Origin of the sequence: Bacteroides sp. Marseille-P3684, from assembly GCF_900291465.1 — a bacterium.
Lineage (GTDB): Bacteria > Bacteroidota > Bacteroidia > Bacteroidales > Bacteroidaceae > Phocaeicola_A.
In genome coordinates this window covers 967,353-985,018 of the sequence record NZ_LT985808.1, presented here as the reverse complement: position 1 = coordinate 985,018, position 17,666 = coordinate 967,353, and the positions used below count along the sequence as shown (strand labels likewise).

The following is a 17,666-nucleotide window of genomic DNA, read 5'->3' as shown; positions in this document are numbered from 1 at the left end:
CATTATTAGTTAATCGGTCAATTACCACCCGGGGTTCTGGCTGAACCCTTCGTAAATGTTCGCATCCTTGCGCGGGATGGGATACCAGTAGTGTCTGTCGGTGTATTGACGCTCAAGCAAAGTCACCTCACGCAGGTTGCGGATGGCATTCTCTTCGGGCGCATCGTAGTTGTAGCTGCCTCCTGCACGGTCAAACTCAATCTTGGTCTTCAGCGTGTAGGGGTGTTGGGTGAGCAGCATCCAGCGGCGCAGGTCCATGAAGCGGAAGCCCTCGAAGGCAAGCTCCACGGCACGTTCGCGGCGCACCTCACTCAGGAAATCGGTGGTGTTGCCCAGGAACTTGTCGAGCACGTGGGCCGTACCTGCACGGTCGCGCACCTTGTTGATGGCATCAACGGCTGTCAGCGAGTAAGTCGTAGCCTTGCCCTGCGGAGAGCCATAGCCCACAGCGGCTGCCTCGGCATACATCAGGTAGACGTCGGCGAGGCGCATCAGGTTGAGCACCATGATGTTGTTCTCCTTATAGCCGTCCGTGGTGTTCATCAGCTGCGGACAGAGCTTGCTGTTCATGTAGCCGGTGAAGCAGCCCTTCTTGGAGTCTCTTTCCTCGCTCTCGCGTCCGCCGGTGTAGAGTTCCACGCAACCGCCCGAACCTCCGGAGTTCTTGAACTTCACGCCGTCGAACATGATGACCTTGTAGAAGCGCGGGTCGCGGTTCTTCCACGGGTGGGTGGGGTCATAGCCCGACTCGGCATCTGCCTGCGTGATGTCTTCGGGCAACGGATAGCCGTTTGCCATGCCGAAGTAGTTCACGTAGTTCGCAGTCGGGTAGTTCTTGATACCTGAAGCCTCGATGCTGGTCGGACGGAAGTCGTTGACCATGTTCCAGCGCCAGCGGGAGTCATAGTCGATGAGGTTCTCCTGGAAGATGGCCTCGTTGACGCCGTTGATGCGTCCGTTGGAGTTGTGGAGGAGGAAGATGTCGTTGTACTGGTCCATGGGAGCCAACTCATAACGTCCGGTCTCCTCGGTGATGCGCAGGGCTTCGCCCAGCAGTTCGGCACCCCGCTTGCACAGCTCGGTGTTGTATTCACGGTTTCCACCTGACGCCCAGTTCATCAGCGGGCTGCCTGCCCACAGGAGGGTCTTGCCGGCGTATGCCAGTGCCATAATCTTGTTGATACGCATGTTGTTCTTGCCCAACGTCACCTTACCGGCAACGGTCTCGTCCCAGTTGACGGGAAGCAGCTCGGCAGCATGCTGGAAGTCTGCCACACAGTGCTCGGCACACTCCTGCCACGTCAGCCGGTCAAGCTGTTCGGTCTCTGTCACGACATGGTCCACGTAAGGCATGCCGCCCCACCACTCCATAATCATGAAGTGGAACCAGGCACGGAAGAAGTAGAGCTGGCCTTCGATGAGCTGACGCTCTTCCTCGGTGGCGCTCACGAGATTCCCCAGGTTCTCGATGCCCTGATTTGCCTTGCGGATGCCATACCAGCTGTTGGTCCAGAGGTCACCCTTGTCGCGGCGGGTCGATGTCCCGGCAGCTCCTCCGCTGCGCGGATAGCCATAGTAGGCTGTGGTCCAGCCCCAGAAGTCGCCGTTGTCCACGTTCATGGTCTGCAGACGGGTCTCCTGCGGCTCCCAGTATACGTCCTCTCCGTAGTTGAAGCACGTGTGGTACTCGCTGTTGGAGATGATGGGGATGCAGTTGTAAAGCTCTTCAGTGAAGCCCTGGAAGTTCATGAAGTTCTTATAGGGGTCGTTCTCCTCGTAATCGCTTTCAGGCGACTTGTCGAGGTAGTCGGTACACGAAGTCGTCGTGCCCAGCAGCCCCGCCATGGCCAGTGCGGAGGTCAAAAAGAATCGATTTATATATTTGTTCATAGTCGTTGCGCTTATAATGTTATGTCAATACCGATGTTGAAGCGGCGTACGGTGGGGTAAGCACCGTCGGATGAGCTGTAGCCCGTGTTCGACTCGCGGTCATCGGGCATGTTGGTCCACAGGTAGAGGTTGTCGCCGTTCACATACAGTCTCGCCGTGTTCACACCCAGCTTCTTCAGCCAGTCGCCCTGGAAGGTGTAGGAAAGCTCCACATTCTTCAGGCGGATGTATGAACCGTCGTACCAGTAGCGTGTACCGGAGGCTGCTCCATCCACCGTGGTGCCCCAGCGCGGGGTCGGCAGGGTCGCTGTACCGCCGGGAGTCCAGTATTCACCTTCGGCATATGCCACGTGGGCGGTGCTGCGGAAGGTCGGGAAGTTCACCTCACGGGTCACGTTGTTCACCCCGTAGAACTGTGCGTAGACACTGAAGCCCTTCCATTCCCAACCGGCAGACAGGCTGTAGGTGTTCTGCGGGATGGTGGAGTATTGATACGGAGCGCGGTCGTCAGAGTCCACCACACCGTCGCCGTTGAAGTCGACGATGTTGTAGTCGCCCGGCAACTTGTTGTTATTGTTGGTTGTCCAGGCAGAGCTGCCGATGACATCGTCCCATGTGGCAAGGTTGCCGTGGTCGATGTAGGAGTACACCTGGTCGATGGCGTGTCCTGCCGCCTTCTGATAGTCGGGGAGCAACGGAGCGTCGTCCTTGAACTTCACTTCGTTGACCGCATGGGTCATGTTGGCATTCAGCCAGGCGCGCATTTCGTTGGGGAACACATGGTTCAGACGCAGCTCCAACTCATAGCCGTGGCTGTTCACCTTACCGAGGTTGGCACGCGGAGGTGTCATACCGAAGTACGAGGGGATGGCACGGTCGCTGCCGGAAACCAGAATGTCGGTACGTGTATCGTTGAAGATGTCGACCGAACCGGCTACCAGACCGTTGAAGAACGAGTAGTCGATACCGAAGTTACGTTTCTCGACCGTCTCCCAGGAGATGTCGGGGTTGCCCAGCGTCGACATGTTCCAGAAGGTATAAGGAGAAGCATCGGGGCTGACACTACCCATGATGGCATTGCCGCTGTTGTTCCACTGGTCCTTGTAAAGGAAACGTCCCGAGGTAAACCGTTGCCAGGGCTGCACGACGGAGTCATCGCCCACACGTCCCCACGAAGCACGGAGCTTCAGCATGTCGAGGAACTTCAGGCCCTTCATGAACTTCTCATCGCTCAGCATCCATCCCACAGAGAGTGAGGGGAAGAAGTCGAAACGATAGTCGGGACCGAACTTCTCCGAACCGTTGTAAGCGCCGTTGGCCTCGAAGAAGTAGCGCATCATATAATTATAGGTAACACGGAACACCCAGTCTTCGCGATAGATGGGGAACACGCTTCCCTGAGCTTCCTTCAAGCGGCTGAAGAGTCCGAGCGCCGTCAGCTCATGGTCGCCGAAGGTGCGTGCGTAGTCCAGCTGGAAGGAATAGTAGAGTTTGCGGTAGGTGCTGTTGATGTCAGCGCTACCTGCCTGGGTCGACCAGTAGATGGGGTTCTCCACCTTGTCGATACCCGTACCCGAATCAGGGTCAAACTTATAGTCGACCTCACCTGTGCTCGGGTCTATCCACATCTGTTGGGCGTCATTGTACATATCATTGACACCGCGCTTGCTCTCCACGAAGTTGTAGTCCATGGAGAAGTTTGCCTTGAACTTCAACCCTTTGGTCAGCATGCCAAGGTCCTGCTCCAGAATAAAGTCGGTCGTTACCTTGGTCGTCGTACGCTTTTCCGAACCGGCTGTTGCCAGAATACGGGCGGAGTTGGGGACATCGGCATCACGCGGGGCATACCATCCCCACATGCCATTGGAGTAGATGGGACGCATGGCGTCAGGTGCCGATTTATAAGCCGAAGCCCAGTAGGATTGGTCGTTGTCCGCCATCTCCCACGGCAGGGAGCGTTGAGCATTCGAACCGAAGAGGTTGGTCGAGAACTTCGTGGTCTTCGTCAGCGTGAAGTCCAGGTTACTGCGGACGTTGATACGGTTGTAGCCGAATCCGGCGTCATAGCCGCGGTTGTTCTCGAAGGTCTTGAACAAGTCACCTTCGCTCACGAAGTCGGCAGCCGCAAAATACTTCACCACCTTCGTACCGCCCGACACGTTGACACTCGTGTTGTATGACATGGCGTGGCTCTTGAAGAGGTAGTCCTCCCAGTCAACGTTGGGGTAACGGTCCCACTCTTCGGCATTTGCCGGATAGCGGTACTTGTGGATGATGGCAGCCGGCGTGTAGTTCGCCCAGCCGGCAGGATTGATGGCAGCCTCACGCTCAATGGAGTTGTTCATCAGGTAGAACGTGTCATAGGCATCATACTTCTCGGGCAGCTTCGACACCACCTTGGCGGTCACGTTCGCCTTGATCTGCACGTTTGCCTTTCCTTCTTTACCACGCTTGGTCGTGATGAGGATGACACCGTTGGCACCCTTCACACCGTAGACGGCTGTTGCCGATGCGTCCTTGAGGACGGAGATGCTTTCCACCGACGAGATGTCGACCGAGCTCATCTCACGCTCGATTCCGTCGACGAGCACCAGCGGTTCGCTGTTGTTCCAGGAGCTCTTCGTACGGATGATGATTTCCGGGTCCTCATCGCCCGGCATACCTGAAGTAGCCGACGTGATGACACCCGGCAAGTTACCGGTCAGGGCAGCACCCAGACTGGTCACACCACCGGCACGCTCAAGCACCTTTCCGGTGGTCTGCGTGATGGAGCCCACGACCGAAGCCTTCTTCTGCTGGCCGTATCCCACCACCACGACTTCTTCCAATTGCTGGGAATTGTCTTCCAAAGTCACCCGGAGCAGACCGCCGTCTGTCACTTTCACCTCCTGTGGCTTCATTCCCACGAACGAGATCACAAGCACTGCATTGTCAGGCACCTTCAGGGTGAAATTACCGTCAATGTCTGAAATCGTACCTATGGAACTATTACCTTTGACAACCACCGAGGCTCCGATGACCGTTTCGCCGTTGCTGTCCAAGATAACACCCTTTACCGTCTTGCCTCCTGTATTCTGTGCCGTTGCCGTCAGACAACCGAACAGCATGCAGAAACATAGGTAAGGAATCTTTCGGATTTGTTTCTTTACATTTTTCATTACCATTTGTTTAAGTGATCATTACTCTTTGTTTGTTTCTTCATTCCCCATTGAGGCGGCTTCAGCTGTTGTCAAACAGGCAGCCATGTTTTTCTGGTCCCATCATATATTCCGTATTTTAGATTGTGAGGTTCTTTGCAAGGGCGCACGGACGGACCGTGCGCCCCTCGTTATAAGGTCATGAAAATCATTTGCAGGTAGCATACGGACCGACAACACTTCCGGTGAAGCCTCCGGCTGTGGCGGTCGACAGGAAGGAGGCATCGATGTCCTTGCACAGTGCCGTCCACTCCTTGTCACCATCAAAGGCATAGTAGAAGTCATAGTGTGTGCCTCTCGACACGACTTTCAGGCGGATGGCAGCCTCATCGCTGCGGATGTCATTGGACGCCAGGGTCTCGGTGCTCTCGCCAATCTTCTCCAGTGACAGGACTCTCTTCTCTCCCTGTTTGCCCACGGCAAGGAAATACTGGTGTGTCTCGTCCTTGAAGAGCAGCAGTCCTGCCTTCTGTTTTTCATCGGACGGATTGAACAGCATGCGGGTGGTGCACTCAAACTTGTGGTGCTGCATGCGGCGTGCGACAAAAGCCGGCGTGTCCTTGTCCGAAGCGCTGACATCTGCACAACGCAGCGTCAGGTAACCCGGCGTATCGGACAGCGAGTAAAGCTCGGTGGCAGGAGCACGCAGCGTGAGCCACTCCATGCCCAACTTGTCTCCGTCAAAATTGTCAGTCACAGCGAAATTGCCGAAGGTCACGGTCGAGTCGCGCTGCACACCCTCGCGGCGCTCTATCATGGGCACGACTTCGTTACCCTGGGTGATATAGGGGAATCCGTCGTCGCTCCAGCGGACGGGCATCAGGAAGGTCTCGCGACCCAGGTTCTCAAACTTGTTGTCGATGGGACGGCAAGCCAGGAACACGGCCCACCAGTCACCCTCTTTCGCCTGAATGAGGTCGGCATGTCCCGCACAGGTGACGGGATTCGGACGGTTGCCGTCCAGATGACGTTGCGTCAGGATGGGATTGTTCTTCCAGGGGGTAAAGGGACCCATGGGCGATTCTCCACGGAAGATGACTTCCGAGTGCCACGTGCTGGTACCGCCCTCAGCATCCATCAGGAAGTAATGTCCGTTGATTTTATACATGTGCGGTCCCTCGATCCAGATAGGCTTCTCGGCGGGGTTCACACCTTTATTGACCAGGATTTTGCGCGGACCCACAGTCTTGTCGGTCTTCACATCAAACTCCTGCACACGGATGGTACGGTGACCGTCGTACTCAGGTTTACCGTCGGGTGCGTCGTCGTTGTTGACGATGTATGCCTTGCCGTCCTCGTCAAAGAAGAACGAAGGGTCGATGCCACCCACCTCGGGTAGCATGATGGGGTCTGACCATTCGCCGAAGGGGTCCTGGGTCTTCACGAAGAAGTTTCCGGCGCCCACGTTGGTCGTCACCATATAATAGGTCTTGTTATGAGGATTGTAGGAGATGGCAGGTGCGAAGATGCCTCCGCTGACGTGTTGCCCTTTCATGTTGACCAGCTGCGACGGACGGGTCAGCACATTGCCCACCTGCTTCCAGTTCACCAGGTCACGGCTGTGGAAGATGGGCACACCGGGAAAATAAGTGAAGGTAGAGGTAACGAGGAAATAGTCGCCTTCCCCGTTGGTACAGATGCTGGGGTCGGAATACCATCCCGGCAGGATGGGGTTGTAGAACGAGGCACCGTCAGGGAGAGGATTTTCCTTGTAGAAGTCGTCGTCACCCTGATAGACAAAGTCGTCGAACAACGCGGTGGAATCTTTCACTGCCGGCAGGTCGTCAGTCCCTGCCGAGGGATTGCATGCACACATGGAGCCTATCACACCCGCCGAAACCAGGAGGGCCGATAGGACTGCGGAAGAAAATTGCTTATTCATCAACGCAAAATTTAAGGATTAATATTTTTAGCTTTCGCAAGCCCAAGTGGCAGCTGGCAAGAGGGTGCAGGAGCCAACTGACCGGTTGAGCACAGGCGAAACTTTCGTTCGTTGTTCAAGTTCATCAGTAAATCCGATTGTCTTCCAAGGAAGGCAGCTGACGGGTTCTCTGAGTAAAAACAAGTGTCGTTCTGTACAAAGGACGGTGCTCTTCATGGTGATGAATAATCCTTTATCCACAGGCGATATTTATTTTTCGCGACAAACTTACGAACAAGTGTTTATATACATAAAAAATAACGTTTCATCTTTATTTGAAATCTTTACTCAGTCTGCAAATTTTGTTACATTTTCATTTGATTTCGTTTCACGCAAGAGTATAACAATTTATAAAACAATTGATTAAAGAAAGAAACATCTATTTCTCCTTGCTCCACCACTGACGATAGGGGTATGAGCCCCTTCAAGCCCCCTTTTAACATACCATGAAGACTTCATGGAATTTTTTGCGGTGTAAATTCCATTGCCGGTATCAGATTTTCCAGCTTCCTCCCATCCCTTCCCAGACTTCCGGACCTCCCTTTGTCAAAATGTCAATCTGTCAAACGAAGGGCTTCAAAAATCCCTTCCTCGCATCCAAAGACGAGCCGGAGCCGAAAAACTGCATTCTCAGGCGATTCGCAAAACACACATTGTCGCATTTATCCGGTAAACAAGACCTGGTGAAAAGCATTCATCACATTTCCCCTCCAAAAAGAAACGGGATATGGAACAGACCGAGCATTATCACACTTTCCAATCAGAGGGAACGACGAACAAACCAGAGGTAAATAAACATAAAATAAAGTTCAATTTCCCTAAAACAAGACTTTCACTCTCCGAACATTTGACATCGGGAGCTCAAACAATATTGTTTCACTCGTCAAACAATATTGTTTCACGCATCAAACACTTGTGTTTGGCAACTCAAACAATATTGTTTCGCGGTATAAACATACATTTTTTGCCCTGATTTGGAATATTCATGCACGCCGACCTGCATGGATATTCCTAAAAAAGCCTACTTTGAACGATTTTTCAAAAGTACGCATTAGCTGAAAATGCCATTTCATCCATTTCCGTCAACCAAATATCCGGTTCCGGCATCAATCTGTCAAAGCACAATTCCTCCATCCAAGGCTGTACACTCCAGTTCGAAAAGCACGCCGGAAGTGTGAAAAAGCAAAGCACTCCCTCAAATAGTCCGCTGAAAAAGAGGCATAATCCAACAAAACACTTACATTTGCATGGTAAACAGTACAAACCCCTAAACCTTAACAAGCCATGGGAAGATTCATCAACCCCTTTACAGATGTCGGATTCAAACGCATCTTCGGTCAGGAAATCAACAAAGACCTCCTCATCGATTTTCTGAACTCACTGCTGGTCGGCGAACGTCACATCGAGGACATCACCTTCCTTGACAAGGAGGTATTACCGGAAATGCTGGAACGACGCGGCGTCATCTACGACATCTATTGTACCGATACGAACGGGGAACAGTTCATTGTGGAAATGCAGAACCGCGAACAGACCTACTTCCGTGAACGCGCCCTGTATTATGTGTCACGAACCATCTCCCGCCAGGGAGAACGCGGGATGCACTGGCAGTTTGACCTCAAGGCCGTCTATGGAGTCTTTTTCATGAACTTCGTTTTGAAAGGCTCCGCCCACAAACTACGGACCGACGTCATCCTCGCTGACCGCGACACCCATGAACAGTTCAGCGACAGGATGCGCATGATTTTCCTGGAGCTGCCGTCCTTCACCAAGGAGGAGAATGAATGTGAGACCGATTTCGAACGTTGGATATATGTATTAAAGAATATGGAGACCTTACAAAGATTACCGTTTAAAGCCCGTCAAGCCGTCTTCGACAAGCTGGAACAGATTGTCGACATCGCCTCATTGTCCAAAGANGAATGTGAGACCGATTTCGAACGTTGGATATATGTATTAAAGAATATGGAGACCTTACAAAGATTACCGTTTAAAGCCCGTCAAGCCGTCTTCGACAAGCTGGAACAGATTGTCGACATCGCCTCATTGTCCAAAGAGGACCGCATGAAGTACGACGAGAGCATCAAGATTTACCGGGACAATCTTGCCGTCATGAGCTTTGCGGAAGCAAACGGAAGGGAGAAAGGTAGAGCCGAAGGGCGTGAAGAAGGACTCGAAGAAGGTCTGGAAAAAGGCAGAAAAGAAGGACGAGCTGAACAAAATATTGAAAACGCCCGTAAAATGAAAGCTAAAGGATTTCCAACAGAATTAATTGCTGAAATCACCCAACTTAGTAAAGAAGACATCGAACAACTCTAACTTCAGACTTGTAAACCAAGACACACTATGGAAGAATCACCACTCATCAAAATGATCAATGCGAAGTTCAAATGCATCTCACACATTACCGACATATCTGCATTGTCCAAAGAGGACCGCATAAAGTACGACGAGAGCATCAAGATTTACCGGGACAATCTTGCCGTCATGAGCTTTGCGGAAACAAACGGAAGGGAGAAAGAGAAGATTTCCATAGCCCGCCAAATGAAAGCTAAAGGATTTTCAACAGAACTAATTGCTGAAATCACCCAACTTGGTAAAGAAGACATCGAACAACTCTAATCCTGGGGAAAGGGATGGGAAAGAGCCAAAGATGAAGACAGTCTCCTCACAAAAATAAAGCAGCAAACGTTTTGTCACACCCCATGCGTTTCATTATCTTTGCCCGTTAAAGACAAACAAACGACAAACACCGACGCATGAAAGTTATCGATTTGATCAAGGAACACCAGAAGACAGCTTTCTCTTTCGAGATTCTTCCACCCCTCAAGGGGACGGGCATTGAACGACTCTACCAGACCATCGACACGCTACGCGAGTTCGACCCCAAATACATCAACATCACTACCCACCGCAGCGAATACGTCTACAAAGACCTCGGCGGGGGGCTCTTCCAACGCAGCCGCCTGCGTCGCCGTCCTGGAACGGTTGCTGTGGCTGCCGCCATACAGAACAAATACAACATCACCGTGGTGCCCCACATCCTGTGCAGCGGCTTTACCCGGGAAGAAACGGAATATGTATTGCTCGACCTGCAGTTCCTCGGCATCACCGACCTTCTGGTGCTGCGCGGTGACAAGGCACGACATGAGAGTATGTTCACTCCCGAAGTGGACGGATATGCACATGCCATCGAACTGCAACAACAAATCAACGACTTCAACCGCGGCGTGTTTGTCGACGGGTCGCCCATCAAAGTCACCGGAACACCCTTCCACTATGGAGTGGCATGCTACCCCGAAAAACACGAAGAGGCACCCAACATGGAGTCGGACATCTACTGGCTGAAGAAGAAGGTGGAGGCAGGAGCGGAATATGCCGTGACGCAACTCTTCTATGACAACCGGAAATACTTCGACTTCGTGGAACGGGTACGCCGCGAGGGCATCGACATCCCCATCATCCCGGGCATCAAGCCCTTTGCCAAGCTCTCGCAACTCAACATGATTCCGAAGACGTTCAAGGTCGACCTCCCTGAACCACTTGCCTCGGAAGCCGTCCGCTGCAAGACCGACGAGGAAGCTGCCGCACTGGGAGTGGAATGGTGTGTGGCACAATGCCGCGAACTGATTGCCGCCGGCGTTCCGAGTATCCACTTCTACACGGTGTCGGCTGTCAACAGCATCCGCGAAGTGGCAAAACAAATCTTTTAAACCGAAGACTTTATGTATTTCAAGGACATCATCGGACAAGAGACAGTCAAGCAACGGCTGCGACTGGAGGTACGCGAGGGACGCGTCCCCCATGCACAGCTCTTCGCCGGTCCGGAAGGGACGGGAGCACTGCCGCTTGCCATAGCCTATGCCCGCTTCCTGCTCTGCACACGGCGGGGGGAAGAGGACGCCTGCGGGACCTGCCCCTCGTGTGTGAAGCTCAACAAGCTGGCACATCCCGACCTCCATTTCGTGTTCCCCGTGGTCAAACGGAAGGGAGGAGGCGACACGGTGTCCGACGACTACATACGCGAATGGCGCGAACTGGCCATCAGCACACCCTACTTCGGCATGAACCACTGGCTCGACGCCATGGGAGCCGAGAACCAGCAGGCACAGATTTTCGTGAAAGAGAGCGACGAACTGGTGCGTAAACTCAGCCTGAAGTCCAGCGAAGGGGGCTACAAGGTGGTCATCATCTGGCTGCCCGAGAAGATGAAGGTGGAGTGTGCCAACAAGTTGCTCAAGCTGCTGGAAGAACCGCCGGCACAGACCGTGTTCCTGCTGGTGAGCGAAGAGCCTGACCGCATCCTGCCCACCATCCTCAGCCGCACACAGCGCATCAATGTCCCCCGACTGGAGGATGCCGAGATTGCCGAGGCGCTGAAGGTCCGCTTCGGACTTCAGGACACCGATGCAGCCGAGACGGCACGGTTGGCGGAGGGAAGCTACCTGCAGGCGCTCGAAATCATCCACCTGAGCGAAGACACCCAGCTCTTCTTCGGACTCTTCGTGAGCCTGATGCGCCTGGCATACCAGCGCAAGGTGAAGGAGATGCGCGAATGGAGCGACACCGTGGCAGCCATGGGACGTGAACGGCAGAAGGACTTCCTGACCTACTGCCAGCGCATGGTGCGGGAGAGCTTCGTGTCGAACTTCCACCGGAAGGAGATGAACTACATGAACCGCGAAGAGGAGAACTTCACCATCCGGTTTGCCCCGTTCATCAACGAGCGCAACGTGATGGGCATCACCGACGAACTGGCGGAGGCACAGACCCACATCGAACAGAACGTCAATCCGCGCATGGTGTTCTTCGACTTTGCCTTGAAAATGATTGTACTATTAATACAGTGACGTCCGTCCCACGGGAAGGGCTTCACGCCACCTAAAAACAACAAGTTTATGGATTTCAAACTGAGAAACGGCTGCGGCAGGCTATGTGCCAAAGGATGCGGCCGACAAGATAACAAGCTGAACACCTACGACTGGCTCGCCGACATCCCCGGAGGGGACGAGGTCTGCGACATGGTCGAAGTGCAATTCAAGAATACCCGGAAAGGATACTACAAGAACAGCAACAAGCTGAAGTTGGAAAAAGGCGACATCGTCGCCGTCGAGGCAAGTCCGGGGCATGACATCGGTACCGTGACCCTCACGGGACGGCTCGTGCCGCTCCAGATGCGGAAGGCAAACCTGAAACCGGATGCCGAGATACGCCGCATCTACCGCAAGGCAAAGCCGGTGGACATGGAGAAGTATGCTGAGGCAAAGGCGAAGGAGCACGACACGATGATCCGCTCGCGCCAGATAGCCGCAAGCCTCAACCTCGACATGAAAATCGGCGACGTGGAATACCAGGGCGACGGCAACAAGGCCATCTTCTACTACATCGCCGACGAACGTGTGGACTTCCGCCAGCTCATCAAGGTGCTCGCCGAGGTGTTCCGCGTACGCATCGAGATGAAGCAGATCGGTGCCCGTCAGGAGGCAGGACGCATCGGCGGTATCGGTCCCTGCGGACGGGAGTTGTGCTGCGCCACCTGGATGACCAACTTCGTCTCGGTATCTACCAACGCCGCACGCATCCAGGACATCTCGCTCAACCCGCAGAAGCTCGCCGGACAGTGTGCCAAGCTGAAGTGCTGCATGAACTACGAGGTGGATGCCTACGTCGAGAGTGCCAAACGCATGCCCTCCCGCGAGATTACGCTGGAGACAAAGGACGGCACCTACTACTACTTCAAGTCGGACATCCTCAAGGGACTGGTCTCCTACTCCACCGACAAGAACTTCGCCGCCAACCTGGTGACCATCACCGGCAGACGCGCCTTCGAAGTCATCAACATGAACCGCAACGGAGCCAAGCCGGACAGCCTGCTTGAAGAGACTCCCGTCACCGAAAGCAAACGGTCCATCGACCTCCTAGAGCAGGAAAGCCTGACCCGCTTTGACAAGAGCAAGAAGAACAAGAAAAAGAAGAAGAACGGTGCCCAGGCTGCCGGCAACCAACCGTCCGCCAACGCCGAAGGGAGAAAGCAAAACGCCTCTTCCGCTGAAAACAAGAAGGGAGGAGAGCCCAAGAAACCCCAGGGCGAGGCACGAAACAAGCCGCAGGGTGAACCCAGGAACAGGCAGCCCCAAGGTGAAGCCCGGAACAAACCCCAAGGCAAAGACCGGCAACCTGCCGTCGCTGCCAGCGGAGAACGCAAGCCGGGCAACAACCCCAAGCGACGCAACAACAACGGCAACCGTCCGCCGAAAGAGGGCAACAAGGGACCGCAGGGACAAGCGCCCCAGGCACCCCAAGATGCCCGTCCCAACCCAGACAACAATCCCCAATGAGACGCTCCTGCAAACAGTTCATACAATTATTCTTCCTGCTGCCGGCGGTGCTGCTGTCGGCAGCAGGTTGTCATGCACCCCGGGGGTACCATGCTTTCCAGAGTCTGCCGACTGACGGATGGAAACGCGGCGACACGCTGCTCTTCACGCTCCCCCGGCAGACGGAGCCTCAGCACTATCATGCCCGCATCGAGATACGCCACACGGGCGACTTCCCCTACCGCTCCCTATGGCTGGTCGTCAGCCGGAACACCGTCGACTCGCTCACCTTCCGGACCGACACCATCGAGTGTGTCCTGACCGACCCGAACGGGCACTTTGACGGAGATGGCATCAACAACCTCTATCAGAAGAGCTTTTCCCTCCCCGACCTTACCCTCCCTGCCGGCTTCACCCCCACCGTCAAGATTGCCCATCACCTGCAGGACCGTTACCTGACAGGCATCACCGACGTCGGTATCCGCCTTTACTGATTCCCCTTTTCCCGACCGCACTTTGTTCAGCGGAAGCCACTTTACACCTTCCCCACCTTCCGCTCCCTCCTCCCATCAGTCCAGCACCTGCCGCTACCTATTCCAGAAACACCTGTCGCCTATGCCACAAAGAGCGACAAGGAAACTCCTGTCCGGGACGAATGTGGAGCAGTAGAAAATCAGTGGGGATAACCATACAGCTTTGCGATTCTGAAGAGGAAGAATTTTTTGTCTACGACTCCATGCAGATTCGCCCTGAAAAGTTTGATTTTGGCGTTGAATGATTCGGCTGCCGCATTTGATGAGCGTTTGTTGTAGAAGTTCAGGATTTCGTCNAGCTTTGCGATTCTGAAGAGGAAGAATTTTTTGTCTACGACTCCATGCAGATTCGCCCTGAAAAGTTTGATTTTGGCGTTGAATGATTCGGCTGCCGCATTTGATGAGCGTTTGTTGTAGAAGTTCAGGATTTCGTCATAATGCTCATAGAATGTCGAGGCAATGACATTGAACTGCTTCATTCTTGAATCATCGACTTTGTTGTACCATTTGGCCATGCTCAACCGCGCTGCATCTTTGATGGTGTTCTTTGAGAATATCATTCTTAATGAGTGGGACAGACCATAAGCCATTTTGATGTCAGGATACTCCTCGAAGAGGATTTTAGCCCTTTCCTTTTGTCTTTCCGTCCATTTGTCTGCTGATTTGAACAGAAGGTAACGGCTTCTGATGAGCAATTCCGGACGCGTGTCTCCATTGGAAAAGCGGAACGGCACATAGGGCTTGCCGGTTTGTTTGCACTCTTCCATTTCTTCATTGCTTTGCTGCAAGGCGTCCCAACGGTGCGCCACACGGATTTCCTGCACGGCATCACAAGCCAGTTTCTGGATGTGGAAACGGTCAATCACTCTTTGAGCCTTCGGAAATGCGACAGAAACAATCTTGCGCATTGAATCGGAAAGGTCAAGGGTCACTTCCTCCACTTTCATGCGTTCTTCCTCGTCTATCAACTTCAGCACCTGTATCACGTCTTCCGATTTCGTGCCGGAAACGACCGCCACCAGACTTCCTTCACCTGTATGCCGGTCACGGTTGGTGACAAACGTATACAGCTCCCCATTGGACAGGGAAGACTCGTCTATGGCAAGATGCCGGCCTATGTTTTCGGGAAACAACAGCCATGAATCGGCATGGTCTAGCTGGTCCCAGTCGTGGAAGCCGCTTAGCGTTTCCTTGTACTGTTTCTCAAAGGTATGTGCATTTATGTGGTAGAATGTTTCAAGCGTACGGCAGGTCACAGGGGATGTCTCCATACGTTTCTTTTAAAAAAGCCCCGAACTCCTTGGAGTAACGGGTTCCTTTGCAGGCTATGTCAAGGCTGATTGGAAGGCTGAAACTCTTGCCTGTACGCAGGTCGGTCCACCTGCGACGGCGTATGACCAGTATGACCTTATGGTCGCGTATCGGGAAATCGGTTACATTCACAGCCTCCATGAAGCCTTTGGATGCAAAATTGGCATCTGATGACAATCCCGCATTCATTAACTCGTCGAGATAAATATGAATCTCTGTCCGACTCTGTTGCACACCTGCTATCTCAAAATGATCCAGTATTTCTGAAGGCAGCACGATACGCGCAAGCACTTCCAATTGATTCTTTTCCATAAGGCAAAGGTCGGAATTCCTCTGGATATTGGAAAACTAATCCCCACTGATTTTCTACTGCTCCACGAATGTCCGTCCCAAACGCCCAACCGACGAACAACGAACAGCGATTCCACGTTAAAAAAGCACAATAGAACAGGATAGGGCACAGATTCCCGATGTTAAGAAACGAAAAGTCCGATTTCTTAAATATATTTGTCGCATGATGAATGTGTGGAGAGTCAGGAGAAACTAAAAATTAACCAAAACCATTCTTCCCAATTAACAGAGAGTATTAACCCATTTAATGAACCTAAGCCATTCTAGAATTAGATGACAAAAAGAGAATGAGAAACGAAGACGTTCCGTCCGTATCTGTACTTCCTGACTTTGACAATGCGTCACCCTGCTTTATTTTTGTCTTGATCTAATGCCTCCAACAATGGTTTGATGGTCTCCTGCTGTGGTGTTGTGAATAGAGTCTCAGTATATACCGAGCCGTTGGGCAGCCTTATTCNATTCCTGACTTTGACAATGCGTCACCCTGCTTTATTTTTGTCTTGATCTAATGCCTCCAACAATGGTTTGATGGTCTCCTGCTGTGGTGTTGTGAATAGAGTCTCAGTATATACCGAGCCGTTGGGCAGCCTTATTCTGAGCGTCGTTATTGTCTTGGCGATTTCAAGAAGCTTGTCAACGCTCATCTTCATGCCGACTTCTCTGATGACCCGTTCAAGTTCCTTATACACCTTGTAGGCTACAAAGCAGATGCAGATATGGGCCTCGATACGTTTCTCCGTAAAATGGAACATTGGACGCATCTCGAGCGTCCCTTTGCCAATACGGAAAGCCCTCTCAACCATCCAAAGGCCATGGTATTGTGATATGACCTCTTTCCCGGACAGGGCCGTATTCGTTATATACCCCTTCAGTCCATCCCAAAGACTGTCTTCTGCTATCTTTTCCTCATTGATACTTACGGTTATGTCCTTGCTGATATCGAGAAATTTGTTGTAGCCTCGCTTATTGACGTTGTCCTTGGTCAGAGTACCTTTCGCATAGGCCTTGCGGAGTCTATCGACGCCTTTGTTGCGGTTCCATGCGTTTTTCTTTGCCCGTGCATCTGAATAGCTCACAACCAGCCTCTGGCAATCATTCTTGCAACATTCAATAATGTTCCCGTCCGTCCTGTCAATTGCAAGAATCCAGTCTTTAATCTTTGGAGACTCGTTTCGGATTCTCGCCCCGATAATATACCGGTAGCCGGCGGATTCCAGCAGCTCCACATTCTTTGTGTTCATAAGGCCCGAGTCGGCCACAACGATGAAGTCTGTCAGCTTGAAGCGCTGGACAAAGTCATCGATTACGGGAATCATTGTGCGCCCCTCGTACTGGCTGCCGTTGAAGATAGAGTAGGACATCGGGTAGCCGTCCTCGCTCACCAGCAGTCCGAGGACTATCTGCGATTCTGCCATCTTGCCGTCCTTTGAGAAGCCTGCCTGACGAAGAACATCGTCCGGCTGTGGTGCGGACTCGAAGTAAAGTGTGGTCACATCGTAGAAAACGACCCCAATCCGTCCGCCGAGAATCCTCATCGTGTGCTCTACGCTTATCCGCTGGACCTTCTCGCGCTGCGTATTATACAGCTTGTCCATATAGCGGTAGATGTTATGTAACCGAACGTCTTCGTCGAAGTAGGACTTCAGATACGACGCTGTGGCAACCTTGCTCTGCGGATGACAGACCCTTGCGATGACGAGATGGCGCAAAATGCTGTCCCCGATTACTCCAAAGCCAATTCTGTCATATATGTGGCCGAGGATAACTTGTGGCGTGTTCTGGAGCGTCCTCTCGATGCGCGCAATGGTATTTCTCGCTTCTTGGAGCGCCTGAGCGCTCTCGTCAAAGTCAAGTGTCATCTGACCGGAATATTCGTCTATCCATTGACGCGCTTTGACCTCAAGGCGAACAATCTCGTCGGGGGCAGACGATACTCCAATTGTCTTAAGCTCCTTGAACTTGCCACTGCTCTTGTCTGCGATAACCACGCTCACAGTGCCGCTACGGTTCTTTTTCTTGCGTACAAACATGCCATAAAGGTACTCATTTTAGGTTTGCGTCACCCGCGTCACCATGAAGATTTTCTGGAATGGCTGATTTTAAAAATGTTACAATTGTTGAAATATCAAGCTGTCAAAGTCAGGAA

The 17,666-nt window shown here is 52.7% G+C and carries 11 protein-coding genes and 1 pseudogene; 6 read left to right on the top strand and 6 right to left on the bottom strand.

Annotated elements, in window-relative coordinates; all coding sequences use genetic code 11:
• Positions 1-21: 21 nt before the first annotated feature.
• The 3 genes from C8275_RS03785 to C8275_RS03775 all read right to left on the bottom strand — a co-directional run bounded on the left by C8275_RS03785 (position 22) and on the right by C8275_RS03775 (position 6,903).
• Positions 22-1,890, bottom strand: coding sequence for a RagB/SusD family nutrient uptake outer membrane protein (locus tag C8275_RS03785; protein ID WP_106484157.1), 1,869 nt, complete (start codon positions 1,888-1,890; stop codon positions 22-24).
• Positions 1,891-1,901: 11 nt separating this feature from the next.
• Entirely contained in the window at positions 1,902-5,054 is a 3,153-nt protein-coding gene (locus C8275_RS03780) for a TonB-dependent receptor (protein ID WP_106484156.1), read from the bottom strand.
• Between the two features lie 181 nt (positions 5,055-5,235).
• The gene (locus tag C8275_RS03775) at positions 5,236-6,903 is read right to left on the bottom strand and encodes a glycoside hydrolase family 43 protein (protein ID WP_369861205.1); all 1,668 of its coding nucleotides are present in this window, start codon (positions 6,901-6,903) and stop codon (positions 5,236-5,238) included.
• Between the two features lie 1,389 nt (positions 6,904-8,292).
• Between C8275_RS03775 and C8275_RS03770 the strand changes: the two genes are divergently transcribed.
• The 6 genes from C8275_RS03770 (at position 8,293) to C8275_RS03745 (ending at position 13,819) form a co-directional block, all read left to right on the top strand.
• On the top strand, positions 8,293-9,327 hold the full coding sequence (locus C8275_RS03770; RefSeq protein WP_106484154.1) for an Rpn family recombination-promoting nuclease/putative transposase: 1,035 nt from the start codon (positions 8,293-8,295) through the stop codon (positions 9,325-9,327).
• A 27-nt stretch (positions 9,328-9,354) separates the two neighbouring features.
• Positions 9,355-9,630, top strand: a complete 276-nt coding sequence (locus tag C8275_RS03765; RefSeq protein WP_106484153.1) for a hypothetical protein — start codon at positions 9,355-9,357, stop codon at positions 9,628-9,630.
• Positions 9,631-9,767: 137 nt separating this feature from the next.
• Positions 9,768-10,721: a methylenetetrahydrofolate reductase [NAD(P)H] gene (metF, locus tag C8275_RS03760; protein ID WP_022384805.1), complete on the top strand. Its 954-nt coding sequence runs from the start codon at positions 9,768-9,770 to the stop codon at positions 10,719-10,721.
• Between the two features lie 12 nt (positions 10,722-10,733).
• Positions 10,734-11,858: a DNA polymerase III subunit delta' gene (gene holB / locus C8275_RS03755; RefSeq protein ID WP_106484152.1), complete on the top strand. Its 1,125-nt coding sequence runs from the start codon at positions 10,734-10,736 to the stop codon at positions 11,856-11,858.
• Positions 11,859-11,906: 48 nt separating this feature from the next.
• Positions 11,907-13,346, top strand: coding sequence for a regulatory iron-sulfur-containing complex subunit RicT (ricT, locus tag C8275_RS03750; RefSeq protein ID WP_106484151.1), 1,440 nt, complete (start codon positions 11,907-11,909; stop codon positions 13,344-13,346).
• Positions 13,343-13,819, top strand: coding sequence for a gliding motility lipoprotein GldH (locus C8275_RS03745; protein WP_106484150.1), 477 nt, complete (start codon positions 13,343-13,345; stop codon positions 13,817-13,819). Before ricT ends, C8275_RS03745 begins: the two co-directional genes overlap by 4 nt.
• Positions 13,820-14,157: 338 nt before the next feature.
• Here the strand turns inward: C8275_RS03745 and C8275_RS03740 are convergent.
• The 3 genes and pseudogenes from C8275_RS03740 to C8275_RS03730 form a co-directional block, all read right to left on the bottom strand.
• Positions 14,158-15,129 (bottom strand): annotated as a pseudogene (locus tag C8275_RS03740) (transposase); the annotation flags it as partial.
• Positions 15,095-15,481, bottom strand: a complete 387-nt coding sequence (locus C8275_RS03735) for a hypothetical protein (RefSeq protein WP_106484096.1) — start codon at positions 15,479-15,481, stop codon at positions 15,095-15,097. The pseudogene C8275_RS03740 and the gene C8275_RS03735, both read right to left, overlap by 35 nt.
• Positions 15,482-15,999: 518 nt before the next feature.
• Positions 16,000-17,550 (bottom strand): IS1634 family transposase, encoded by a 1,551-nt coding sequence (locus C8275_RS03730; protein WP_106484148.1) that lies wholly within the window; start codon positions 17,548-17,550, stop codon positions 16,000-16,002.
• Between the last annotated feature and the right edge of the window lie 116 nt (positions 17,551-17,666).

Coding starts and splice junctions, on each gene's coding strand:
- C8275_RS03785 (WP_106484157.1), bottom strand. CDS start 1,890: ATGAACAAATATATAAATCGATTCTTTTTGACCTCCGCACTGGCCATG.
- C8275_RS03780 (WP_106484156.1), bottom strand. CDS start 5,054: ATGGTAATGAAAAATGTAAAGAAACAAATCCGAAAGATTCCTTACCTA.
- C8275_RS03775 (WP_369861205.1), bottom strand. CDS start 6,903: ATGTGTGCATGCAATCCCTCGGCAGGGACTGACGACCTGCCGGCAGTG.
- C8275_RS03765 (WP_106484153.1), top strand. CDS start 9,355: ATGGAAGAATCACCACTCATCAAAATGATCAATGCGAAGTTCAAATGC.
- metF (WP_022384805.1), top strand. CDS start 9,768: ATGAAAGTTATCGATTTGATCAAGGAACACCAGAAGACAGCTTTCTCT.
- holB (WP_106484152.1), top strand. CDS start 10,734: ATGTATTTCAAGGACATCATCGGACAAGAGACAGTCAAGCAACGGCTG.
- ricT (WP_106484151.1), top strand. CDS start 11,907: ATGGATTTCAAACTGAGAAACGGCTGCGGCAGGCTATGTGCCAAAGGA.
- C8275_RS03745 (WP_106484150.1), top strand. CDS start 13,343: ATGAGACGCTCCTGCAAACAGTTCATACAATTATTCTTCCTGCTGCCG.
- C8275_RS03735 (WP_106484096.1), bottom strand. CDS start 15,481: ATGGAAAAGAATCAATTGGAAGTGCTTGCGCGTATCGTGCTGCCTTCA.
- C8275_RS03730 (WP_106484148.1), bottom strand. CDS start 17,550: ATGTTTGTACGCAAGAAAAAGAACCGTAGCGGCACTGTGAGCGTGGTT.